This is a genomic window from Pseudomonas sp. LBUM1644 (assembly GCF_059716195.1).
In genome coordinates this window covers 2,010,248-2,034,156 of record NZ_CP166812.1, presented here as the reverse complement: position 1 = coordinate 2,034,156, position 23,909 = coordinate 2,010,248, and the positions used below count along the sequence as shown (strand labels likewise).

The 23,909-nt window shown below is 60.5% G+C and carries 16 protein-coding genes; 8 read left to right on the top strand and 8 right to left on the bottom strand.

Features of this window, described 5'->3' with window-relative positions; all coding sequences use genetic code 11:
• Positions 1–2: 2 nt before the first annotated feature.
• The 4 genes from ACA052_RS09120 to ACA052_RS09105 form a co-directional block, all read right to left on the bottom strand.
• Positions 3–416, bottom strand: a complete 414-nt coding sequence (locus ACA052_RS09120; RefSeq protein WP_497649361.1) for a response regulator — start codon at positions 414–416, stop codon at positions 3–5.
• 210 nt (positions 417–626) lie between these two features.
• The gene (mgtA, locus tag ACA052_RS09115) at positions 627–3,329 is read right to left on the bottom strand and encodes a magnesium-translocating P-type ATPase (protein ID WP_497649360.1); all 2,703 of its coding nucleotides are present in this window, start codon (positions 3,327–3,329) and stop codon (positions 627–629) included.
• 470 nt (positions 3,330–3,799) lie between these two features.
• Positions 3,800–5,137 carry a lysine N(6)-hydroxylase/L-ornithine N(5)-oxygenase family protein gene (locus ACA052_RS09110; protein WP_497649359.1) on the bottom strand — a complete coding sequence of 446 codons (1,338 nt, stop codon included), beginning with the start codon at positions 5,135–5,137 and terminating at the stop codon, positions 3,800–3,802.
• Between the two features lie 131 nt (positions 5,138–5,268).
• Positions 5,269–5,799 carry a sigma-70 family RNA polymerase sigma factor gene (locus ACA052_RS09105; protein WP_497649358.1) on the bottom strand — a complete coding sequence of 177 codons (531 nt, stop codon included), beginning with the start codon at positions 5,797–5,799 and terminating at the stop codon, positions 5,269–5,271.
• A 353-nt stretch (positions 5,800–6,152) separates the two neighbouring features.
• Between ACA052_RS09105 and ACA052_RS09100 the strand changes: the two genes are divergently transcribed.
• Genes ACA052_RS09100 through ACA052_RS09090 form a run of 3 tightly spaced genes read left to right on the top strand, consistent with a single transcriptional unit; the run spans position 6,153 to position 10,701 of the window.
• Positions 6,153–7,325 (top strand): efflux RND transporter periplasmic adaptor subunit, encoded by a 1,173-nt coding sequence (locus ACA052_RS09100; RefSeq protein WP_497649357.1) that lies wholly within the window; start codon positions 6,153–6,155, stop codon positions 7,323–7,325.
• Positions 7,326–9,299: a MacB family efflux pump subunit gene (locus tag ACA052_RS09095; protein ID WP_497649356.1), complete on the top strand. Its 1,974-nt coding sequence runs from the start codon at positions 7,326–7,328 to the stop codon at positions 9,297–9,299.
• 7 nt (positions 9,300–9,306) lie between these two features.
• Positions 9,307–10,701 (top strand): efflux transporter outer membrane subunit, encoded by a 1,395-nt coding sequence (locus ACA052_RS09090; protein ID WP_497649355.1) that lies wholly within the window; start codon positions 9,307–9,309, stop codon positions 10,699–10,701.
• A gap of 204 nt (positions 10,702–10,905) precedes the next feature.
• Here ACA052_RS09090 and ACA052_RS09085 read toward each other — a convergent pair whose 3' ends face one another.
• Positions 10,906–11,664 carry a hypothetical protein gene (locus ACA052_RS09085; RefSeq protein WP_497649354.1) on the bottom strand — a complete coding sequence of 253 codons (759 nt, stop codon included), beginning with the start codon at positions 11,662–11,664 and terminating at the stop codon, positions 10,906–10,908.
• A 202-nt stretch (positions 11,665–11,866) separates the two neighbouring features.
• Positions 11,867–13,477 (bottom strand): pyoverdine maturation tyrosinase PvdP, encoded by a 1,611-nt coding sequence (gene pvdP, locus ACA052_RS09080; RefSeq protein ID WP_497649353.1) that lies wholly within the window; start codon positions 13,475–13,477, stop codon positions 11,867–11,869.
• Positions 13,478–13,727: 250 nt separating this feature from the next.
• On the opposite strand from pvdP, the gene pvdM reads away from it, so the two are divergent.
• The 5 genes from pvdM to ACA052_RS09055 all read left to right on the top strand — a co-directional run bounded on the left by pvdM (position 13,728) and on the right by ACA052_RS09055 (position 22,014).
• The gene (pvdM, locus tag ACA052_RS09075) at positions 13,728–15,077 is read left to right on the top strand and encodes a pyoverdine-tailoring dipeptidase-like protein PvdM (RefSeq protein ID WP_497649352.1); all 1,350 of its coding nucleotides are present in this window, start codon (positions 13,728–13,730) and stop codon (positions 15,075–15,077) included.
• A gap of 29 nt (positions 15,078–15,106) precedes the next feature.
• Positions 15,107–16,387 carry a pyoverdine-tailoring periplasmic protein PvdN gene (gene pvdN / locus ACA052_RS09070; protein ID WP_497649351.1) on the top strand — a complete coding sequence of 427 codons (1,281 nt, stop codon included), beginning with the start codon at positions 15,107–15,109 and terminating at the stop codon, positions 16,385–16,387.
• A gap of 141 nt (positions 16,388–16,528) precedes the next feature.
• Complete coding sequence (pvdO, locus tag ACA052_RS09065) at positions 16,529–17,392, top strand: dihydropyoverdine dehydrogenase (RefSeq protein ID WP_497649350.1); 864 nt, start codon at positions 16,529–16,531, stop codon at positions 17,390–17,392.
• A gap of 215 nt (positions 17,393–17,607) precedes the next feature.
• Positions 17,608–19,257: a cyclic peptide export ABC transporter gene (locus ACA052_RS09060; RefSeq protein WP_497649349.1), complete on the top strand. Its 1,650-nt coding sequence runs from the start codon at positions 17,608–17,610 to the stop codon at positions 19,255–19,257.
• 282 nt (positions 19,258–19,539) lie between these two features.
• On the top strand, positions 19,540–22,014 hold the full coding sequence (locus tag ACA052_RS09055; RefSeq protein ID WP_497649348.1) for a TonB-dependent siderophore receptor: 2,475 nt from the start codon (positions 19,540–19,542) through the stop codon (positions 22,012–22,014).
• Positions 22,015–22,115: 101 nt separating this feature from the next.
• Here the strand turns inward: ACA052_RS09055 and ACA052_RS09050 are convergent, their stop codons facing one another.
• Positions 22,116–22,478 carry a DUF6124 family protein gene (locus tag ACA052_RS09050; RefSeq protein WP_497649347.1) on the bottom strand — a complete coding sequence of 121 codons (363 nt, stop codon included), beginning with the start codon at positions 22,476–22,478 and terminating at the stop codon, positions 22,116–22,118.
• A gap of 430 nt (positions 22,479–22,908) precedes the next feature.
• On the bottom strand, positions 22,909–23,865 hold the full coding sequence (locus ACA052_RS09045; protein ID WP_497649346.1) for an alpha/beta hydrolase: 957 nt from the start codon (positions 23,863–23,865) through the stop codon (positions 22,909–22,911).
• Positions 23,866–23,909 lie beyond the last annotated feature (44 nt).

The window sequence follows — 23,909 nt, the reverse complement described above, 5'->3', positions numbered from 1 at the left end:
TGCTACCTGATAGAAATGACAGTGCCGACGAGCGGTAGCCGTGGATCAAGCATCGCCATTCGCTGCTGGATGGCTGCCAGGTCGGGCAACTGCGCCTGGCTTATTTGAACCGTCTGTTGAACGGCGGCTGGAATGGGTGGCAATTGCGCCTGCCGGCCGTTGTAGATCAACGTGTGACGAACCTGTCGGTTATCGAGAAAGTAATCGAGCATATCCAGCACCCCGTTCCCCAGCGCTGCATTGATGACGACCAGATCGAATGGATCGCTGCTGTATTCGACCAGGGTCAATAGCTCTTCCAGGTTGTGCACCGGCGCTATCCGGTAATAACCGAGTTGATTGAACAGGCGCTCGATCTTCATGCGGTAAAAATGCTGCTCGTCGGCGATCAGGATACGTAAGGCTTTGTTCGACAACGGGGGCCCCCAGCTGGGTGTCGGTTTCGTGAGGGCGCAAGGCTACGGAAGACCTCTCGGGCTTTATGTAGGACTTTTCCTAAAATCCGCGACACATTCACCACACACCCGTAGGAGCTGCCGCAGGCTGCGATCTTTTGATTTTGTTTTTTAAAGACAAGACCAAAGATCGCAGCCTGCGGCAGCTCCTACAGTGGGTATGCAGAATGTTTACTGCCAGCCAAACCGACGGATGTAGAAACCTTTCACCGCCTGGGTCAGGGCCATGTACGCCAGCAGGATGACCGGCAGGAACACAAAATACAGCGACGGCAGCGCCTGCAGTTTGAAGTAATGCGCCAGCGGCCCCATCGGCAGGAAAACCCCCACGGCCATGATGATCCCGGTCATCACCATCAGCGGCATGGCTGCGCGGCTTTGCAGGAACGGGATCTTCGGCGTGCGGATCATGTGCACGATCAACGTTTGGGTCAGCAACCCGACCACGAACCAGCCGGACTGAAACAGGGTCTGGTGGTCCGGGGTGTTGGCATCGAAGACGTACCACATCAAGGCAAACGTGGTGATGTCGAAGATCGAGCTGATCGGCCCGAAGAACAGCATGAAGCGCCCGACATCCGCCGGTTGCCAGCGCTGCGGTTTGCTCAGCATTTCTTCATCGACGTTATCGAACGGGATGGCAATCTGCGAAATATCATAAAGCAGGTTTTGCACCAGCAGGTGCATCGGCAGCATCGGCAGGAACGGGATAAACGCGCTGGCCACCAGTACTGAGAACACGTTGCCGAAGTTCGAACTGGCGGTCATCTTGATGTACTTGAGCATGTTGGCGAAGGTCCGCCGGCCTTCCAGCACGCCCTCCTCCAACACCATCAGGCTTTTTTCCAGGAGGATGATGTCCGCCGCTTCCTTGGCGATGTCGACGGCGCTGTCCACCGAAATGCCGATGTCAGCGGTGCGTAGCGCGGGCGCGTCGTTGATGCCGTCGCCCATGAAACCGACCACATGGCCGTTGCCTTTGAGCAGCCGGACGATCCGTTCCTTGTGCGAAGGGGTCAGTTTGGCGAAGACGTTGGTGGTTTCCACCGCCACCGCCAGTTCGGCGTCCGTCATGCGCTCGACGTCGTTGCCCATCAGCAGGCCTTGCTGCTCCAGGCCGACTTCACGGCAGATCTTGGCGGTCACCAATTCGTTGTCGCCGGTCAGCACTTTCACCGCCACGCCGTGAGCGGCCAGGGCTTTGAGGGCCGGCGCGGTGCTTTCCTTGGGCGGGTCGAGGAACGCCACGTAACCGATCAGCGTCAGCGCTTGTTCATCGGCCAGGCTGTACGTATCGCAGCCCTCGATCATCGGCCGTGCAGCGACCGCCACCACACGCAAGCCTTCAGCGTTGAACGCGGCAGTAACCTGGCGAATCCGCGCCAGCAATTCATCGCTCAGCGCTTCATCGAGCTCGCCGTGACGCACGCGCGTGCACACCGCCAACACTTCTTCCACCGCGCCCTTGCAGATCAACAGGTGCGGTTGGTCACGCTCGGCCACCACCACCGACATGCGCCGACGGGTGAAATCGAACGGAATCTCGTCGACTTTGCGAAACGCCGTGCCGACTTTCAGTTCACGGTGAATTTCGACGTGTTCAAGCACCGCCACGTCCAGCAGGTTTTTCAGGCCCGTTTGGTAGTAGCTGTTGAGGTAGGCCATTTCCAGCACGTCGTCGGAATCGTTGCCCCAGACATCGACGTTGCGCGCGAGGAAGATTTTGTCCTGGGTCAGGGTCCCGGTCTTGTCGGTGCACAGCACGTCCATGGCGCCGAAGTTCTGGATCGCGTCGAGGCGCTTGACGATGACTTTTTTGCGCGACAGAAACACCGCGCCCTTGGCCAGGGTCGAGGTGACGATCATCGGCAACATTTCCGGGGTCAGGCCCACGGCAATCGACAGCGCGAACAGCAGCGCCTCGGTCCAGTCGCCCTTGGTAAAACCGTTGATAAACAACACCAGCGGCGCCATGACGAACATGAAGCGGATCAGCAGCCAGCTGACTTTGTTGACCCCGGTCTGGAACGAAGTGGGTGCACGGTCGGTGGCGCCAACCCGCTGCGCCAATGCGCCGAAATAGGTGTTGTTGCCGGTGGTGAGAATCACCGCCATCGCGGTGCCGGACACCACGTTGGTGCCCATGAACAGAATGTTGTCGAGGTCCAGCGGGTTGCGGGTGTCGCTGTCCTGCTGACGGGGGAATTTTTCCACCGGCATCGATTCACCGGTCATGGCGGCCTGGCTGACGAACAGGTCCTTGGCGCTGAGCACCCGGCAATCGGCGGGGATCATATCGCCGGCCGAGAGCACAATCAGATCGCCCGGAACCAGTTGCTTGATCGGCAGCTCGACACGATTTTCATCGCGGCGCAACACCGTGGCCGTGTTACTCACCATGGCCTTGAGGGCGTCGGCGGCCTGGTTGGATTTGGTTTCCTGCCAGAACCGCAGCAAGGTCGAGAGCACCACCATCGAGAAAATCACGATGGCAGCTTTCATGTCCTCGGTCAGCCACGAGATGAAGGCGAGCAACGTCAGCAGCAGGTTGAACGGGTTTTTATAGCAATGCCACAGGTGAAACCACCAGGGCAGCGGCTGTTCGTGCTCGACTTCGTTGAGGCCGAATTGCGCGCGCAATGCGTCGGCTTCGAGCTCGCTCAAGCCATCAGTGTGGCTGCTCAGGTGCTCCAGCAATTGGCCGGTGTCGCTGTTGGCGGCGCCCACCAACGTTTGTGCAAGCGTGGGCGGTACTTCACGGCTGACCGTGGTGTCGGTGAAATTCTCCAGCAGCGCCAGGCGACGAAAGTGCCGGGCGATGTGGCGGGTGCGCAGGAATCCGGCGAAGAATTCCTTGAGCAGGTTCAGGTTCATGGCAGCTCCCCCAGGGTCAGCCGGGAAACCGTCAAGCAGGCGAGTCGATGCGCCGCGACGACGACATAAAGTCGAACATCACGCACGGTTCAGCGTCGATGAGAGGACGTCGGGATTCGGGCCAGAACTGACCGCGATCGGGATGCCGCTGCTCGCTATTCGGCGAGACAACGGCAAAAAGGGCTGCGCGTTATCTTGCCGGGAAGGTGCCGGTTATCGAAACCGGCCGACTACTGTCACTCGAACAAGTACCCACTGTGGGTCTCCGCTATTGATGAAAACGCGCGGAGCTTACGCCCCGATTTGTGCAGAGTAAACGAAGGAACGGCGGGTGATGGGGGAATCGCGGGGTTCTTCAGGGAGGGTTCAGGATTGGCCGCAAAATCAAAAGATCGCAGCCTGCGGCAGCTCCTACACCGATTTCTGTAGGAGCTGCCGAAGGCTGCGATCTTTTCCGCAGCGACTCGCTATCAGCTGGCTGTGGCCAACAACACATCCATCACCGACCGGCCATGCCCACGGGACTTGCCATGGTCATACAACGACCCGGCAATCTCGTCCGCCCGAATCGGCAGGATCGACAGCAACGTATCGCTCAAACCATGGCTGGCCTGGCAGAAGCCCTGCATATAGATGCCAGCCTTGCAGCGCTCGTCAGTGATCACTTTGTAATTGCGATCCACCTCGAAATCCCCCAGGTATTGCTCCAGCGGCGCCAGCAGTTTGCGGTGCATTTGGCGCTCGTAACCGGTGGCCAGTACGACCGCGTCGTAATGCCGAACCTTGACTTCACCGGTGGCGTTGTTGCGCACCGCCAGTTCAATACCGCGCTCGGTGGCGCTGGCTTTTTCAATAGTGGTCAGGGTGCGGAACGCATGGCGCGCAATGCCGGAGACCTTCTGGCGGTAGAAGATGCCGTAGATGCGTTCGATCAAGTCGATGTCCACCACCGAATAGTTGGTGTTGTGGTACTCGTTGACCAGACGCTCGCGCTCGCTGCTCGCCTGCTGAAACACCAGGTCGGTGAACTCCGGCGAGAACACTTCGTTGACGAAGGGGCTGTCGTCCGCCGGCTTCAAGGCCGAGCCACGCAGGATCATGTCCACCTGCACCGACGGGAAGCTGTCGTTCAAATCGATGAAGGCTTCCGCCGCGCTCTGCCCGCCGCCAATGATCGCAATGCTCATCGGTTGGTTGTTCACGCACGGCTGCTTGGCCATCTGCGCCAGGTATCGCGAGTGGTGGAACACGCGAGCGTCACTCTTCAGCGCCTTGAACGCCTCCGGGATACGCGGCGTGCCGCCAGCACTGACCACCACCGACCGCGTGGTGCGCACGTGCTGCTGACCGTGGGTATCGCGCGAGATCACCCGCAGTGCTTCGACCTGCTGGTTGTGCAGCACCGGCTCGATGGCCAGCACTTCTTCGCCGTAGCGGCTCTGCTTTTCGAATTGCCCGGCGACCCAGCGCAGGTAATCGTTGTACTCCATGCGGCACGGATAAAAAGTGCCGAGGTTGATGAAGTCCACCAGGCGGCCGTGGTACTTGAGGTAATTGACGAACGAGTAAGGGCTGGTCGGATTGCGCAGGGTCACCAGGTCCTTGAGGAAGGAGATTTGCAATTCGCTCTGGGTCACCAGGGTGTTGCCGTGCCAGCGGTAGTCGGCCTGCTTGTCGAGAAACAGTACATCCAGCTCGCCTTGGCTCGGCCCGCGCTCTTGCAGAGCGATGGCCAACGCCAGGTTCGAAGGGCCGAAACCGACGCCGATCAGGTCGTGAACGATGGGCGATGCAATTGCCTGTGTCATTTCCAGTGTCCTCTGGATGAACCCCACCGCTGCGGGGAATAAGCCTAAGTGACCTGACCGGCCTTGGGCAGGACAGCAGATCGTCTGATGAAGGGAACGAGGACAGTGAAATAAAATTTAACAACAGAAGATCAATGGGCGTCCCATTGCAGCATCCGCACCCGGCAATGCTTCATCGCATTGACGATGTGCTTTTCCACCAGCGCTTTGGAAATACCCAGGTGTTCGGCGATCTCCAGGTGCGACAGGCCATCGATCTTGCGCAGCAGAAAACTCTCGCGGCACAACCGTGGCAACTCCGCCAATGCACGCTGGAGCATGTCCAGGCGTTGGCCGTGATCGAGGCTGTGATGGGGCGATGGGGTGAAGTAGCGCTCTTCGTTATCCAGCACTTCCAGCGATTCGGCCTGACGCAGGGCATTGCGCCGATGGTCGTCGATCACCAGATTGAGCGCGGTGCGATAAAGGAAGGCCCGGGGCTGCTCGATCGGTGTGTCGCTGGAGCGCTCCAGCACCCGCAGGTAAGCGTCATGCACCACATCTTCGGCCACCTGACGGTTGCCTAGCTTGGCGTTGAGGAAACACACCAGCTCACGATAGTAGTTTTCCAACATGACTCCCGGCCGCACGGGGCGGTTTCCATCCTTGAGCCACCTGGACAACCGCCGAAATGGGCAGTGGCACGATAGTGGCAATTCGAGGTGCGTAATTTATAGTAATTCTCATATAGATTTAAAGTATTGCTTTGTCTTGCCCGACAAATAGTCACCTGTAGGAGCTGCCGCAGGCTGCGATCTATTGATCTTGATCTTAAAAAAATCAAAAGATCGCAGCCTCGTTTTACTCGGCAGCTCCTACAGGTGTTGTGAGTGACGCAGGGGTTATGGGTGTTGCAGGTGTTACGCCGTATGTCCGGGGCTAAATTCAACGCTGCTTTCCTCGTTTACAGGACAGCTCCCCGTCCCTGTTCATCCGCTTTGAACGACGGGCCGATTTCCATTGGCCGGAACCCTGCATGAAACGTCCCCGACAGACCCGACGCGCCCTGCTTGTAGCGCTTTGCCTGATCCCCGTTATCGCCGTCGCAGCCTGGCAAATCATCGCGCCCGGCCGGGACCAATTCGCCACCGTCCAGGTCACCCGTGGCGACATCGAAAGCAGCGTCACGGCGTTGGGCACCTTGCAACCACGACGCTATGTCGACGTTGGAGCCCAGGCGTCCGGGCAAATCCATCAGCTCCACGTGGAAGTCGGTGACGTGGTCAAGGAAGGCCAGCTGCTGGTGGAAATCGACCCTTCTACCCAGCAGGCCAAACTCGACGCCGGACGTTTCTCCATCGAAAACCTCAAGGCGCAACTTCAGGAGCAACGGGCCCTGCACGAACTGGCCCGGCAGAAATTCCAGCGCCAGCAGAACCTCAAGGCCGGCGGCGCCACACGCGAAGAAGACGTGCAAACCGCCCTGGCTGAACGGCGCGCCACCCAGGCGCGTATCGACATGTTCCAGGCGCAGATCCGCCAGGCCCAGGCCAGCCTGCGCAGCGATCAGGCTGAACTCGGTTACACGCGCATTTACGCACCGATGTCCGGCACCGTCGTAGCGCTCGATGCCCGTGAAGGCCAGACCCTCAATGCCCAGCAACAAACGCCGCTGATTCTGCGCATCGCCAAGTTGTCACCGATGACCGTTTGGGCCGAGGTGTCGGAAGCCGATATCGGTCACGTCAAGCCTGGCATGACCGCCTGGTTCACCACGCTCAGCGGTGGCAACCGTCGCTGGAACAGCACCGTGCGGCAGATCCTGCCCGTCCCGCCCAAGCCGCTGGACCAGACCAGCCAGGGCGGTGGCAGCCCGGCCAGCGCGAGCAAAAGCGGGAGTGCACGCGTGGTGCTGTACACCGTGCTGCTTGATGTCGACAACGCCGATAACGCGCTGATGGCGGAAATGACCACCCAAGTATTTTTCGTGTCCGAGCAGGCGAAAGACGTCCTCACGTTGCCCATCGCAGCCTTGCAGGCCGGCACGCAAGCCGACCGCCAGACCGCGCACGTGGTGGCCGAAAACGGCAGCCTCCAGCAACGCGACGTTCGCACTGGCATCAGCGATCGCCTGCGGGTGCAGATCCTCGACGGCTTGCAGGAAGGCGATCACCTGCTGATCGGCCCCGCCGACGGGAGTGGCGGCTGAATGCTGACGCCCCTGATCGACCTGCAGGACATCCGCAAAGCCTACGGTGGCGGCGACTCACCCCAGGTTCACGTGTTGCGCGGCATCGACCTGTCGATCCATGCCGGGGAGTTCGTGGCGATTGTCGGTGCATCCGGTTCCGGCAAATCGACGCTGATGAATATCCTCGGCTGCCTCGACCGCCCGACGTCGGGCGAATACCGCTTCGCCGGGGAAAACGTCGCCACGCTCGACAGCGACGAGCTGGCCTGGTTGCGCCGCGAAGCCTTCGGTTTTGTGTTCCAGGGTTACCACCTGATACCGTCCGGTTCGGCCCAGGAAAACGTCGAGATGCCGGCGATCTACGCAGGCACCCCGGCCGCCGAACGCCACGCCCGCGCCGCCGCCCTGCTCGACCGCCTGGGTCTGGCCTCGCGTACCGGCAACCGCCCGCACCAGCTCTCCGGCGGCCAGCAACAACGGGTGTCCATCGCCCGCGCCTTGATGAATGGCGGCCACATCATCCTCGCCGACGAACCCACCGGCGCGCTAGACAGCCACAGCGGCGCCGAGGTCATGACGCTGCTCGATGAGCTGGCAAGCCAGGGCCACGTGGTCATCCTCATCACCCACGACCGCGAAGTCGCGGCGCGAGCCAAGCGCATCATCGAAATTCGCGACGGGCTGATCATCAGCGACAGCGCCCGGGACAACCCCGGCGCACAGGCCTCGGCCAATCCCGGTGCCTTGCAAGCCGTCGACCTGCGCAAGCGCCTGAGCGAAGGCGCCGAAGCCACCGGCGCCTGGAAAGGCGAACTGGTGGATGCCGTGCAAGCCGCCTGGCGAGTGATGTGGATTAACAAGTTTCGCACCGCCCTGACCCTGCTCGGCATCATCATCGGCGTGGCGTCGGTGGTGGTGATGCTGGCGGTCGGTGAAGGCAGCAAGCGCCAGGTCATGGCGCAGATGGGCGCGTTCGGTTCCAACATCATTTACCTCAGCGGCTCGGCGCCTAACCCGCGAACACCGTTGGGCATCATCACCCTGGACGAAGTCAAGGCCGTGGCGAGCCTGCCGCAAGTGATGCGGATCATGCCGGTCAACGGCCAGGAAGCCGGCGTGCGCTTCGGTAACCTCGACCACTTGAGCTACGTCGGCGGCAACGACACCAACTTCCCGGCGATCTTCAACTGGCCCGTGGTCGAAGGCAGCTACTTCACCGAGGCCGATGAGCAAAGTGCGGCGGCGGTGGCGGTGATCGGCCACAAGGTGCGGACCAAGTTGCTCAAGGACGTCGCCAACCCGATCGGCCAGTACATCCTGATCGAAAACGTGCCGTTCCAGGTGGTCGGCGTGCTCGCGGAAAAAGGCGCCAGCTCCGGCGACTCCGACAGCGACGACCGCATTGCCATTCCGTATTCGGCGGCGAGCGTGCGGCTGTTCGGCACCCACAATCCCGAATACATCGCCATTGCCGCCGCCGACGCTCGCAAGGTCAAGGACACCGAAAAAGCCATCGAACAGTTGATGCTGCGCCTGCACAACGGCAAAAAGGATTTCGAACTGACCAACAACGCCGCGATGATCCAGGCCGAAGCGCGCACGCAAAACACCCTGTCGCTGATGCTCGGTTCGATTGCCGCGATTTCGCTGCTGGTGGGCGGGATCGGCGTGATGAACATCATGCTCATGACCGTACGCGAGCGGACGCGGGAAATCGGCATTCGCATGGCCACCGGCGCCCGCCAGCGCGACATCCTGCGCCAGTTCCTCACCGAAGCGGTGATGCTCTCGGTGGTCGGCGGGCTCGCCGGGATCGCCCTGGCCTTAATGGTCGGCGGCGTGCTGATTCTGAGTGAAGTCGCCGTCGCATTTTCCTTGATAGCGGTGCTCGGCGCTTTCGGCTGCGCCCTGGTCACCGGTGTTGTCTTCGGCTTCATGCCGGCCCGCAAAGCTGCCCGACTCGACCCGGTCACGGCCCTTACCAGTGAATGATCTTTCCATGAAGCCGCAACTGAGTTTGCTGACCCTCTGCCTGTTGCTCGGCGCCTGTGGCAGCCCCGCCCCGCGTCCGGACAGCGGCCTGCAACTGCCCTCCTCCTGGCAATCGCCGCACACCGAAAACGCCACGCGCAGCCAACTGCAATGGTGGACGACGTTCGGCAGCCCGCAGCTCGATCAACTGATCGAACAGGCGCGGGTGGGCAGTTACGACCTGGCTGCCGCCATCGCCCGGGTGCGTCAGGCCCGGGCGCAAACAATCGTCGCTGGCGGTTCGCAGCTGCCAGAGGTGACAGCCGCGGCGAATGCCAACCGCCAGAAACTGCTGCGCGGCAACGGCTACAGCCAACTGGATGCGGACGACAGCAACAAGGCCGTAGATTACTTTGACGCCAGCCTCAGCGCCAGTTACGAGATCGATTTCTGGGGTGGCCAACGGGCGTCCCGCGACAGTGCACAATTCGGTTTGCAGGCCAGTGAATTCGATCAGGCGACGGTCGAGCTGACACTGCTCAGCGCCGTCGCCGACAGCTATGCACAAACCCTGTCGTTGCATGAGCAGAGTCGCATTGCCGGGCTGAACCTGGCCAACGCGCAGCATGTCTTGAAACGGGTACAGACCCGTTTCGACTCAGGCTCCGCGACGGCCCTGGAGCTGGCGCAGCAGAAAAGTCTGGTTGCCGCGCAACAACGGCAATTACCGCGGGTACTGCAACAAGCTCAAGAGGCGAAGATCAGCCTCGCCACCCTGCTCGGTCGACCGGTCCAAACGTTGACATTGGGGCAGGAACGTTTTGATCAATTGTCATGGCCTGCCATCGCCGCCGGCGTGCCCAGCGAACTGATCCGCCGTCGCCCGGACATTGCCCGCGCCGAAGCGCAACTGGCGGCGGCACAAGCCGACGTCACCGTCGCCCGCGCCGCCATGTTGCCAACGGTGACTCTGAGCGCCGACATCGGTTCCGGTGCCGACCGCGCCGCCGATCTGCTGCGCAGCCCGTTTTACAACCTGACTGCCGGGCTGCTGGCACCGGTGTTCAACAACGGTCGCCTGGGGGCCGAGCGCGACAAAGCCACGGCTCGACAGGAGGAATTACTGGAGGCGTATCGCGGCGCGATCATCAACGGCTTCGCCGATGTGGAAAAAGCCCTCAACCGTATTCGCGGGCTGGATGAACAACGGCAGTGGCAAAGCGAAGAGCTGGCCCAGGCGCAGACCGCGTTCAATATTGCGCAAAGCCGTTATCAGGCCGGGGCCGAGGATTTGCTGACAGTGCTGGAGACGCAGCGCACGTTGTATGCAGCGCAGGATCTGAATGTGCAGCTCAGGTTGTCGCGGTTGCAAGCGAGTATTGCGTTGTACAAGGCGCTCGGCGGCGGGTGGCAGGTTTTGTGATATGCGGCGTGTGTTTGGCCGCCTTCGCGAGCAGGCTCGCTCCCACAATGGAACTGTGTTCGCAGGGCTAATGTGGGAGCGAGCCTGCTCGCGAAGGGGCGGTATATTCAACATCAATGTCACTGTCAGATCGCTTTCGCGAGCAAGCCCGCGAAGAACGATAACGCGATATCCCGGCTTGACCCGAAACCGGTTTGGCGCAGTCTAAAGCTCAACCCTAAAAGTTTCTTTGTGAGCACCAGAGTTATAAGAGATATCTTCCAGCAGCCATATCGCATAATGAAAAGCGGTTTCTCTTCCAATGAACATCGCAACGTCGCGATACGGGACCATGAACTTAACGTCTACATCTGGAGTCGTCAGAATTAGTCGACCAATTGTACGGCGTAGTTCCCCGCTTACGAGTGTCAGGGCCAGAGCCGTGCCGCGATGTAACCCTTTAACGGGGGGAAGACTGAAACGCGCGCCCCCTTGGGACTCAATGTCTTTGAGCTTTATGACACCGTTAACGACATCAAGCGGCTGTATTTCAGGAAGATTTTCAAGGTCCAACTCTGCTTTCGCGATGGTGAACCGCGAAGGTAAGGACGGCCTGGCTTCTCCTTCTATCAGAGCGGTATAGGTCACGGTCACTTGCTCACCTTGATGAATCAGCGCTTGTGCTTCAGTGAAGCCAATTGCCTGGTCTTTATGACCCTCGACAATATGATCCACCGTCGTCGTTCCCCTGTCACTGCTCCAGCTCACCTGAATTTTTTGCCCCTCATACATTTCGCCAAAACTTCGGACTATAGCTATAAGCCCCCTGGGGTTCATCTGGAAAAGTACCGGATAAAATACATAAGGAATGTTATGAGCCCCTTCGAATCCTGCAAAGGCCATTTGCGGAGCCGGGAGCATGTTGATTCCCGCTACTGTGACCGCTTGTTCAATAAACCCTGATTTGCCTGTCGTTGAAGTCATGGGACGTTTCCTTTTTTATACGTTGTCGCCGTGTCGCCCGATAGCGGCTCGGTCGAGGTTTATAAAACTCCAACAAAGGGCGTACGGCTACTGTCACAAATGACAGAAAAATCGGGTTACCCGACAAACGGTTCATCAGCACCCTGGTCCGCGACGTACAAGGATCTCCTGTAGGAGCTGCCGCAGGCTGCGATCTTTTGATCTACACCTTGGCCTTCAGGTGCCGCGCATACCAAGGCCGCTGCGGCACTTTGCGCAACAGATCCGCCAACTTCTTCTGGTCCTCGCCAAAGGTAATCCGCAACGCCAGCTTCATGGTTTCCGGGTCCATCTCCACTGACTTGCCACTCTGCAACCCCAGCGTCGTGCTGCAACCGTGGGTGCTCGGCCCGAGCCAGGGGTCATCGATCTCGACCCAACGCCCCGGGGCAAACCACGCCACGCCGTTGACCTCCAGCCGACTGACCTGCCCCGGATGAAAGCGCTCATGCGCGCGGAACCAGTCTTCGAGACGATCATCGATCCAGCCATGGAAGTGCCAGAAGACCGGGTTCACGTGAGAGGAAAACGGATCGCCCAGAAAGTCGTTTTCCGGCGCAAACCAGCGGGCGGCGAAGTCCGCCGGATCCCTGGCGAAAGGCACCGGATGACCGTTTGACGGATCACGCGGCACGGAAGCCCAGCGCATGTGCAGCCAGTCGTGCAACCCCAGCTCCACTTCCGAACCGAACTGCCCCAGGGTCAGCTTCGACAGGTAACGCAGATCACGGTACTGCGATTCCCAGACCTGGAAATTGCTGTGATAGGTCTCGGCGGTCTTGATGTCGCTGACCCATTGCGAGTATTCGGCATCGTCATCGGCCAGCCAGGTCGGCGGCAGCGCGGTGCCGTCGTGGTTATCGAAATAATGGGCGAAGCCGACGCGATCCCGAGCCAGATCCGGCTGTGGCAACGGGAAGTGCTGCCACGACGGCAAGTCCTGCATCGAGCGCGCCTTGCCGAGCATGTGCCGGTGCATGAAGAAAAAGTCCACACCCGAGCCATTGCGATCCTTGCGCGCGCCACGGGCATCGCGCTCCTTGTCGCGGGGGCCGGGCTGCCAGCCAATGCCACGCAGGGCACCACGCTTGTCTTCGGACAGCGTGTGCCATTTGTCTCGAGAGGCATGCCAGAGCTGGTGGAACAACCGATGCTCGGCGGACACCAGCCAGGCCAGCAGCGTCGGGGCGAGACCCGTGCGCTCGCGGGCTTCAGGGAACACGCGCTTGACGGCAATGAAACGATTGTCCTGCGCGGTCAGCATCAGCGGACGATCCAGATTCAACACCCGACCACTGAGCGTGCCGCTGCCGGCGTTACCGAAGCCAGCCCAGACTTCGTCCAGGGTCATGCTGAATTCGTAATCGGGCCGGTCGTCAGCACCGAGCAGGCGCCAACTCAACTGCGCCGGTTTGGCACCGGCCAGGTCACCGAGCACCCGGTAACGTGGCGCCTCGCCCGAACGCAAACGCTCGGCGGTGTCGAGGAACCCGCTCACGCCACGGCCCTTGTGGCCGATGTCGAGAAACACTTCAAGCCCGTCCAGCGGCAGGCCTTCGACACCGGCATCACGTCCGTCGAAACGAATCTGCCACACGCCACGCAACGTGTTCGCCAACTGCTGGCCGGCGACATCCGCCACCTCGAACGACGCTTCACCGGGAGTGATCGTCGGGTCCGGTTTCGTCCATTCGCGATGCCCATAAAAAGCCGCAGGCACGGCGGCGCCGGTCAGCGCCAGGCCTGCCATGAACCATCGTCGAGAAATCGTCATTGCCCTACCTGTGTCAGCCATGAAGCAGGCTTTATCCAAGCTAGAACGTTTGTTGCCTTCCGAAATTTATGGTGAACCGAAAAGATCGCAGCCTTCGGCAGCCCCTACAGGGGTACGCATTTCATGTAGGAGCTGCCGAAGGCTGCGATCTTTTGGGGGCGACCTAAATTCCAGGGTCGATCACTCGTTCTTCCCAGATAGCAAAGACCCCAGCGCCCGCACCGGGGCGGCGAACCTGACTGAGACGGCAATGACAAAACCACCTTCGAAAAAGGCGCTTTACCTGGGCCTGCCGCTGGCGCTGGCGATCAGCGCCGGTACAGGCTTTGCAGTTTGGGAGCATGGGTTCAAAGACAATCGCGGCTACCCGGCCAAGGTCATGCAACAGGCCGATGCGCTGCAGGAACGAATCCTTTCCTTCGACAGCCACGTCACCGTCCCGCTCGATTTCGGCACCGCCGGCAATGAAGCCGACAAGGACGGCATCGGGCAATTCGACCTGGTCAAGACCGGGCGCGGGCGCTTGTCCGGTGCTGCGCTGACGATTTTCGGCTGGCCGGAAATCTGGAACGGCGCCAACGCCCCGCACCGCCCCACCGCAGGTTTCGTCGACGAGGCACGGTTTGAGCAGGAAACTCGCTACAAAATCATCAGCGCCCTGGTTCGCGACTATCCCAATCAGGTCGCCATCGCCTACACCCCCGACGATTTCCGCCGCCTGCACGGCGAAGGCAAGTTCGCGGTGTTCATGAGCATGCTCAACGCCTATCCGCTGGGCAACGACCTGAACGCCCTCGACACGTGGGCGGCCCGGGGCATGCGCATGTTCGGCTTCAGTTACGTGGGTAACAACGCCTGGGCCGACTCGTCCCGGCCGCTGCCCTTCTTCAACGATTCGCGCGACGCGCTCGGTGGTTTGTCGGACATCGGCAAGCAAGCCGTGCACCGCCTGAATGACCTCGGCGTGATCATCGACGTCTCGCAGATGTCGACCAAGGCCCTGGAGCAAGTCGCGCAACTGAGCCGCACACCGATGGTGGCGTCCCACTCGGCACCCCGTGCGCTGGTGGACATCCCGCGCAACCTCAGCGATCAGGAAATGCAGCTGATCCAAAACAGCGGCGGCGTGGTGCAGATTGTCGGCTTCCCGACCTACATTCGCCCGCTGAGCCAGGCCACCCAGGACAAACTCAATGCGCTGCGCGCGCGCTTCGCCCTGCAACCGCTGCAAGGACTGGAAATGGCACTGATGCCGGGTGATCCGATCATCACTGTCTGGTCCGAACAACGTCTCGGCGAGTACGCCAGCCAGCTCTACGCGATTGTCGACGAAGAACCGAAAGCCACCCTCAAGGACTACGGCGACGCCATCGACTATGCGGTGAAGAAAATCGGCATCGACCACGTCGGCATCAGCTCCGACTTCAACGATGGCGGCGGACTGGACGGATGGAAGGACGTCAGCGAGGCGCGCAACGTGACCGCCGAGCTGATCAGCCGCGGCTACAGCGAAGCGGACATCGCCAAGCTCTGGGGCGGCAATTTCCTGCGGGTCTGGGACCAGGTGCAGAAGTCTTCCAGACCTGTCGCCAACAACTGATTCTCTATTTTGCAAAGCGAACCGAGCTCATGACCAACCGTCGTTCATTCCTCAAGCAGGCCGGGATTCTCGCGGCCGGCCTGCCGTTGGGTGCTGCTGTGAATCTGCCGACGCTGGCCGCCACCCCGGCGCCGCTGCCGAAAGACAAATGGGCGCAGTTGCGCTTGTTGTTCAATCAGGACCCGGACTACCTGCACTTCGCCAATTTCCTGGTGACCTCACACCCCAGACCCGTGCGTGAGGCCATCGAAATGCACCGCGCCAACCTCGACCGCAACCCCGGCCGGGCCATGGACTGGGACCTGGAAGAAACCGAAAAACGCGAGCAGGCCGTGCGTGTCTGGGCCGGTCGCTACCTCAAGGCCGAGCCTGAGCAGATCGCCCTCACCGGCAGCACCACCGAAGGCCTGTCGCTGATCTATGGCGGTATCCATGTGCGCCCGGACCAGGAAATCCTCACCAGCGAGCATGAACACTACGCGACCCACTACGCGCTGGATTACCGACAGCAAAAGGATGGGGTGAAGATCCGCAAGCTCAAGCTGTTCGAGAACAGCCGCGACATGTCCGTCGATGAGGTGCTCGGTTCGATTGCCAAGGGCATCCGCCCGAACACCCGCGTCCTCGGCATGACCTGGGTGCAGTCCGGCAGTGGCGTGAAGTTGCCGATTGGCGAAATCGGCAAACTGGTGGAAGAACAGAACCGCCATCGCGAGGAAAAGGACCGCATCCTGTATGTGGTCGACGGTGTGCACGGTTTCGGCGTCGAAGACCTCGACTTTCCCGACATGCACTGTGATTTTTTCATCGCCGGCACCCACAAATGGATGTTCGGCCCGCGCGGCACCGGGATCATTTGCGCCCGCTCCGCCGAGCTCAAGGATGTCACGCCGACGATTCCGACCTTCTCCGAGGCCACCCGTTTCTCGACCATCATGACGCCCGGTGGTTATCACAGTTTCGAACATCGCTGGGCGCTGGACGAGGCCTTCAAGCTGCACCTGGAACTGGGCAAGGCCGAGGTGCAATCGCGCATTCACGCGCTCAATACCTATGCGAAAAACCGGCTGCTGGAGCATCCGCAGATCGAACTGGTCACGCCAAAGAGCCCGGACCTGTCGGCCGGCTTCACGTTCTTCCGGATCAAGGGCCGCGACTGCGAAAAAGTCGCCGTGCAGCTGATGGCAAACCGCGTGGTCTGCGACTCGGTGGAGCGCGACGTCGGCCCGGTCATCCGCATCGCCCCCGGCCTGCTCAACACTGAAAACGATATCGACCGCTTCATGGCCGTCCTAAACAAAACCACCTGACGCAACCCCTGATGCCCCCCCTGTAGGAGCTGCCGAAGGCTGCGATCTTTTGATCTTGCTGTTAAAGATCAAGATCAAAAGATCGCAGCCTGCGGCAGCTCCTACAGGTTTCGCCCCGTTTTTCTTTGATCGAGATGAGTCATGAACCGAAATCTGCTGACCGTTGGACTGACTGCACTCCTCGCAGGCCTGCTGCCAGTTGCCGCGCATGCCACCACTCCCCCGCCGCCGGGCAACGTATTCAAGGACTGCCGCGACTGCCCGGAAATGGTCGTGCTGCCCGCCGGCACGTTCACCATGGGCACACCGGACGATGAAGTCGGGCGCGAACCCGATGAGGGCCCCCTGCACGAAGTGACCTTCGCCAAGCCGTTCGCCATGAGCCGCTTCCAGGTCACCGCCGGTGAATGGGACAGTTACGTACGCGAGAGTGGCGTGACCATCGCCAACGGTGACACCCGGCCGGGTCGCGAGTGCGTCGCCAGCAAGCCGCGTTATCCGCAAAGTCCGCGCCAGCCAGCCGTCTGCATGAACTTCGACGACGTCAAACACTACGTCGCCTGGCTGTCGAAAAAAACCGGGCAGATGTATCACATGGTCAGCGAAGCGCAACGCGAATACGCGGCACGCGGCGGCAGCAAAGGGCCGTTCCCCTTCCCGTTCGATGAAGGCAAGGAATACAGCATCAGCCAACACGCCAACACGTACGGCCCGGCGGACGGTTACAGCTACAGCTCGCCAGTGGGCAGCTACCCGCCGAACGCCTTCGGCCTGTACGACATGCACGGCAATGTCTATGAGTGGGTCGAAGACTGCGAACACCCGGACTACGTCGGTGCGCCCACCGATGGCAGCGCATGGCTGGAACCCAATTGCGAAGCCGTGCGGATTCGCGGCAATGACTGGGGCGAAGCACCGGTGTTCTCGCGCTCCGGCAACCGCAACGCCCAGTACCCGCAAGAGCGCGGCGACTGGATGGGCTTTCGCATCGTGCGCGACCTCTAAACACTCCCCCCTGTAGGAGCTGCCGAAGGCTGCGATCTTTTGATCTTGACCTTTAAAAGCAACATCAAAAGATCGCAGCCTTCGGCAGCTCCTACAGGTTTTTTGTGTGCCCCCTGCCGCCAGTCGGAGGCCGCCAGTCGGCGACCTTGTAAATTAACCCTCCCACCAGACGTTCTACTGGGTATCTGCCTTCACGACCCAAGGAATTGTCTTCCATGACCCAGCCTCCCCGTGGCGCCATCGGCGAGTTGTTCGCCCTGTTGAAACCCTTTCGGCTCATCGTCGCCGCGTCCATTTTCCTGGGCATGGTCGGCGGCCTGAGCGTCACGGTATTGCTGGCGACCATCAACAACGCACTGCACTCGGACATTGGCCTGACCCAAGGCGTCGTCGCCCTGTTCGCCGGCCTGTGTTTGCTGGCGCTGTTGAGTTCGATCTGCTCGGACATCGGCACCAACTACGTCGGCCAGCACATCATTGCAAAGCTGCGTAAACAGCTGGGTGAAAAGGTCCTCTCGGCACCGATCGAACACATCGAGCGCTATCGCAGCCATCGCCTGATCCCCGTGCTGACCCACGACGTCGACACCATCAGCGACTTCGCCTTCGCCTTCGCGCCGCTGGCGATTTCGGTCACGGTGACGTTGGGTTGCATGGGTTATCTGGCGATGCTGTCGTGGCCGATGTTCCTGATCATGATCGCCGCGATCCTGATTGGCACCGCCATCCAGGCCTACGCCCAGAGCAAAGGCGTGCAAGGTTTCATGGCCGCCCGCGACGCTGAAGACGAACTGCAAAAGCATTACAACGCGATCGCCGAAGGGGCCAAGGAATTGCGCATCCACCGGCCTCGCCGCCAGCGCATGTTCGTCTCGGGCATCAAGGCCACTGCCGAATTCATCTGCAATACCCAGGTGCGCTCGATCAATACCTTCGTCATTGCCAAGACCTTCGGCTCGATGCTGTTCTTCGTGGTCATCGGCCTGGCGCTGGCCCTGCAAACCTATTGGCCGAGTGCCGACAAAACCGTGATGAGCGGTTTTGTGCTGGTGTTGCTGTACATGAAAGGTCCGCTGGAGCACCTGATCAGTACGCTGCCGATCGTCAGCCGCGCGCAGATCGCGTTCCGCCGCATTGCCGAACTGTCCGAGCAATTTTCCACCCCGGAACCGCACTTGCTGTTGAGCGATCAGGGCCACGTCAAGCAAGCGGTGCACGAACTGAAACTGGCTGACGTGCGTTTCAGTTTTCCGGCGGCCGAAGGCGCTGCGCCTTTCCAGTTGGGCCCGGTGAACCTGACGATCAAACAAGGCGATATCACCTTCATCGTCGGCGAGAACGGCTGCGGCAAGACCACGCTGATCAAACTGCTGCTGGGCCTCTACACGCCGCAACAGGGTGAAATTCGCGTCAACGACGAGGCCATCGACGCGCAGAACCGCGATGATTATCGCCAGTTGTTCACCACGATCTTTGCCGATTACTACCTGTTCGATGACGTGGTCCAGGGTGATCAGCAGATCCCCGAAGACGCCAACAAGTACCTGCAACGACTGGAAATCGCGCACAAGGTCAGCGTCAAGGACGGCAACTTCACCACCACCGACCTCTCCACCGGCCAGCGCAAACGCCTGGCCCTGGTCAATGCCTGGCTCGAAGAACGTCCGGTGCTGGTGTTCGATGAATGGGCCGCCGACCAGGACCCGACGTTCCGGCGAATCTTCTACACCGAGCTGCTGCCGGACCTCAAGCGCCTGGGCAAAACCATCATCGTGATCTCCCACGATGACCGCTACTTCGACGTGGCGGACCAGTTGGTGCGCATGGAAAGCGGCCGGGTCGTCACCGAGCTGGCCCCTACCTGAAAACGCTTACTCGGTCTTTGTAGCAGCTGGCGAAGCCTGCGTCCGGCTGCGCAGCAGTCGTCAACTCGGCTCGTGTGGTCTGCCTGACACACCGTGAGTGCTGGTTTCACGACTGCTGCGCAGCCGAACGCAGGCTTCGCCAGCTGCTACAGACCGAGTTGCGGCGGCCTTCCCGAAATTATTTATGCGGTTTCTTTCCGGTTTTGCATTCGTGCTGCGTCTAATAATCATTCCTATTAACAAAAACTCTGCACAACACTTTTCCAGGAGCTCAGGTAAGTAATGCGACCTCAAACCCGCTGCACACCACTCGCGCTGGCCGTACAGCGTCCGACTTTGCACCGCACCCTGTTCACCAGCGTACTGCTGACCGCCACCTTGCTGGGGAGCTCGATGGCCAATGCGGCACCTGTAAAAGTGAATATTCCCGTTCAGCCGCTTTCCAACGCGTTGACTGAACTGGGCATGCAGACCAACCTGCAAATCCTCTACAGCCCGGACCAGGTGGCCGGGATCAAGTCCCACGCGGTGTCCGGTTCGCTGGAACCGTCCGACGCCCTGAAAGCCCTGCTGCAAGGCACCGGCATTTCGTTCCAGATCAATGGCAATAGCGTCACGCTGGTGTCGGGCGGCGGCTCGAGCCTGCAATTGGGCGCGACCACCATTTCCGGCCAGGCCCTGGGCCTGACCACTGAAGACACCGGTTCCTACACCACCGGCGCCACCACCACGGCGACCAAGCTGCCGCTGACCATCCGTGAAACCCCGCAGACGGTCACCGTCGTGACCCGTCAGCAAATGGACGATCGCGGTGTCACCAGCGTCGCCGACGCCCTGCGTAACACGCCCGGCATCACGACCCAGAAGTACGACAGTGACCGTACCGAGTTTTCCGCCCGTGGGTTTGCCATCACCAACTTTCAATACGATGGCGTCAACATTCCCTACGATGGCGTTTACGGTGAAAACCCCAACAACAGCGACGACGCGGCCAACCTCGACCACATTGAAATCATCAAAGGCTCTACCGGCCTGATGACTGGCGCCGGTGATCCGTCCGCCACGGTCAACCTGATCCGCAAGAAGCCGACCAAGGAATTCAAGGCCTCGATCAGCGCAACTGCCGGCTCGTGGGACAACTACCGCACCGAAGGCGATATCTCCGGTTCGCTGACCGAAACCGGCAACGTGCGCGGCCGTTTCGTCGGTGCCTACCAGGACAAAGATTCCTACATCGATCATTACAGCCAGAAAAAGGACCTGTTCTACGGCGTCCTCGAGGCTGACCTGACCGACGATACCCTGCTGACCATCGGTGCCGACAAATCCAGTGCCACCCCGCGTGGCAGTTCCTGGACCGGTAACGCGCCGTACTTCACCGACGGCGGCCGTACCGATTTTTCTCGCAGCTTCAACCCGGGTGCCGACTGGAGCCGTCGTGATTTCGACAGCGTCACCTATTTCTCGACGCTGGAACAAGCACTGGCCAATGACTGGAAATTCAAGGCCAGCTTCGACCAGAAAACCACCGATCACGATACCCGTCTGGCCTCGGCCAGCGGCGGCAGCCCGGACCGCGCCACCGGCGAAGGCATGTTTCTGTACTGGGGTCGCTGGGAAGGTCACCGCGTACAAAACACGGCTGACGTGAACGTCACCGGCCCGTTCACCCTGGGCGGTCGCGAGCATGAATTGGTGGCCGGCTTCATGGCGTCCCACTCGCGTCAGACCGGTGCGACCTACGACACCAGCGCCTTCAGCCTGGTGCCGGGCAGCATCTATGACTGGAATGGCGACCTGCCAAAACAGGACTTCCCGAAAAACGGCAAGTACGAACGCACCCAGAGCCAGAACGGTCTTTACCTGGCCACGCGCCTGCGTCCGACCGACGATTTGTCGTTCATCCTTGGCAGCCGTTTCAGCACCTTCAAGTACAATGAGGATTATTCCTACTATCAGGGCGCCGGCCTGAGCGACACCCATGCCAGCTACAAGGAACATGGCGTCGTCACGCCGTACGCCGGTGTGGTCTACGACCTGAACGATACGTACTCGGTCTACGCCAGCTACACCAGCATCTACCAGCCACAAATCTACAAGGACGTCAGCGGCAAGACCCTGGAACCGGTTGAAGGCAACAGCTACGAGACCGGCCTGAAAGCGGCCTACTTCGAAGGCAAGCTGAACGCCAGCCTGGCCCTGTTCCAGATTGACCAGGACAACGTCGCCCAATACGTCACCACCGACGACACGGGGCAGGACCGTTATAAAGCCATCTCTGGCGCCACCACCAAAGGCGTGGAACTGGAACTGGCCGGCGAACTGGCGCAGGACTGGAACGTGTCGGCCGGCTACACCTACGCCCGCACCCGTGACAAGGACGAACAACGCATCTTCGGTTTCCCGTTGGCCACCAGCAAACCGGAACATGTGGTGCGGACCTTCACCACCTACCGTCTGCCGGGCGCCCTGAACCAGGTCACCGTCGGTGGTGGCGTCAGCTGGCAGAGTGCTTTTTACGGCCAGAGCTACAGCCCCAACCTGGGTAATGGCGAGGGCGGCGCCACCACGCTCAAGCAAGGCGGCTACACCCTCGTGGACCTGATGACCCGTTTCCAGTACGACGAACACCTGAGCTTCACCGCCAATGCCAACAACGTCTTCGACAAGAAGTACCTGACGGGGCTGGGCAACTTCGGCACCACCTTCTATGGCGAGCCGCGCAACCTGCAGATCACCGCGAAGTATGATTTCTGAGGGGTGAGTTGAAATGAAAAATGCCCGTGTCGCGAGATACGGGCATTTTTTTTGGGGCAGAATCAAGGGCAGGATCAAAAGATCGCAGCCTTCGGCAGCTCCTACACAGGTGGATCGAGTTGATCCAGCGCCCGGTTCACCGCCAGTTCACCCAGCATGATGACTTGCGCAATCCCCAACAGAGAATTACGACTTGTCCCCTCCAGATGATCCACCAGGTCCGTGGCCATGACATTGGCCGATGCCAGCGACTCGCAAGCGTGGACCAGCAAGGTGACGGTATCGAGTTCCGGGTTGATGGTGAACATGCTGCTGGGCGTGCGTGGGGTGGCCATGATGTCGGCGGCCGAGTTGAGGTGGTAATCGAGGGCGCGGTCAGCGGCTTCGTGGAGTTTTTTTGAATCGAGAGATTCGTACGGGGATGCCGGATCGGTTTCCGGCGGGTTTGGTGTTGGTTTGATCATAGATGAAACTCCATATGGGACTAATGGAGCCATCACCCTCGCTACCAAACGAAAGGTGGTGGCCATACGAAGGTTGGTAGACCGGCCCATATGGCAAACCCGGCGCACCCGAGGGCGCCCTGCGCATGGCCACCATTGACACAAGTGCCCTAAGAAAAGCACCTGTAAAAGGTGACGCTGTGCGCCATATAAGGACGGGCTACCAAACCCGATCACTGTTTTTTTCAGCGACCGGCAAACGATAGAGCCCAGGCCCAAGGCGCACAAGCCGGCGGATTCTGGCGTACCTGTAGGCAACGGCGCAAGGTGTTGTAGCTTTCATCAAGTAACCTACAAAGCTTTTAAACAGGCCCGATCAATCAATGTTTAAACACGGTCCCTGTAGGAGCTGCCGAAGGCTGCGATCTTTTGATCTGCTATTTACGTCAACTCAAACCCGCGAACGCACCCACCCCGCCACTTCCGCATGAATCCCCTCCACCTCACCCAACAACCCACCCATGCGCATAAAGTCATGGGTCATGCCCGGCTGCTCCAGCAACGTCACGTCGTTGCCAGCCGCGCGCAACCGATCGGCATATGCCAACCCTTCGTCATGCAACGGATCATGCCCGGCCAGGTACACCAGCGCCGGCGCCACGCCCGACACATCAGCCGCCAGCAACGGCGAACAGCGCCAGTCCGCCAAGTCTTCTGGCGTGCGCCCGTAATGCGCGTAGAACCAGTCCAGCGTTGGCGTTTCCAGCAAATACCCCTCGGCGAAATCCCGATGCGAAGCACGTTTGGTCGTGGCATCCGTCACCGGATACACCAGCACTTGCGCCTTGGGCCTCAAGCTCAGTTCCCCGGGCTCACGCACCGCCATGATCGACAACACCGTGGCCAACGTCGCGCCCACGCTGTCACCGGCCAGCGCCACCCGATTCGCGTCCAGACCCCGCGTCGCGCCCTCGCGCACCAGCCAGTTCCCCGCGTCGCAGGCGTCCTGCACCGGTGTCGGGAAACGCCATTCCGGCGCCAGTCGATAATCCACGGTCAACAACGCAAACCCGCCCTGTGAGGCCAGTCGCCGACACAACGCATCATGGGAATCCAGGCTGCCGACCACATACCCGCCGCCATGGAAGTACATCATCACCGGCTGCAACCCATCGTCCGGCTGCCCATCTCGATACAGGCGCGCCGACAGGCTGTGGCCATCCCGTGCGGCAATCGTAAATTCCTCGCAGGAAACGCTGACCAGCGGCACGTCGAGAAACGCCGACGACGCTTCGAAATCAATCCGCGCCTGTTGTGGCGACTGTTCGTGCATCGCGCGGCTTTTGCCGGTCATCCGGCCGAACTCGGCGAGTTCGAGGAAAGCTTCAAGTTCTGGCAATACGGCCATGGGGGAATCCTTTAAAAAATACGTCGATCAATACACGCTTTTGT

Excerpts from the sequence above, each read along its gene's own strand:
- mgtA (WP_497649360.1), bottom strand. The coding sequence starts at position 3,329 with ATGAACCTGAACCTGCTCAAGGAATTCTTCGCCGGATTCCTGCGCACC.
- ACA052_RS09110 (WP_497649359.1), bottom strand. The coding sequence starts at position 5,137 with ATGACACAGGCAATTGCATCGCCCATCGTTCACGACCTGATCGGCGTC.
- ACA052_RS09100 (WP_497649357.1), top strand. The coding sequence starts at position 6,153 with ATGAAACGTCCCCGACAGACCCGACGCGCCCTGCTTGTAGCGCTTTGC.
- ACA052_RS09095 (WP_497649356.1), top strand. The coding sequence starts at position 7,326 with ATGCTGACGCCCCTGATCGACCTGCAGGACATCCGCAAAGCCTACGGT.
- ACA052_RS09090 (WP_497649355.1), top strand. The coding sequence starts at position 9,307 with ATGAAGCCGCAACTGAGTTTGCTGACCCTCTGCCTGTTGCTCGGCGCC.
- ACA052_RS09085 (WP_497649354.1), bottom strand. The coding sequence starts at position 11,664 with ATGACTTCAACGACAGGCAAATCAGGGTTTATTGAACAAGCGGTCACA.
- pvdP (WP_497649353.1), bottom strand. The coding sequence starts at position 13,477 with ATGACGATTTCTCGACGATGGTTCATGGCAGGCCTGGCGCTGACCGGC.
- pvdM (WP_497649352.1), top strand. The coding sequence starts at position 13,728 with ATGACAAAACCACCTTCGAAAAAGGCGCTTTACCTGGGCCTGCCGCTG.
- pvdN (WP_497649351.1), top strand. The coding sequence starts at position 15,107 with ATGACCAACCGTCGTTCATTCCTCAAGCAGGCCGGGATTCTCGCGGCC.
- pvdO (WP_497649350.1), top strand. The coding sequence starts at position 16,529 with ATGAACCGAAATCTGCTGACCGTTGGACTGACTGCACTCCTCGCAGGC.
- ACA052_RS09060 (WP_497649349.1), top strand. The coding sequence starts at position 17,608 with ATGACCCAGCCTCCCCGTGGCGCCATCGGCGAGTTGTTCGCCCTGTTG.
- ACA052_RS09055 (WP_497649348.1), top strand. The coding sequence starts at position 19,540 with ATGCGACCTCAAACCCGCTGCACACCACTCGCGCTGGCCGTACAGCGT.
- ACA052_RS09050 (WP_497649347.1), bottom strand. The coding sequence starts at position 22,478 with ATGATCAAACCAACACCAAACCCGCCGGAAACCGATCCGGCATCCCCG.
- ACA052_RS09045 (WP_497649346.1), bottom strand. The coding sequence starts at position 23,865 with ATGGCCGTATTGCCAGAACTTGAAGCTTTCCTCGAACTCGCCGAGTTC.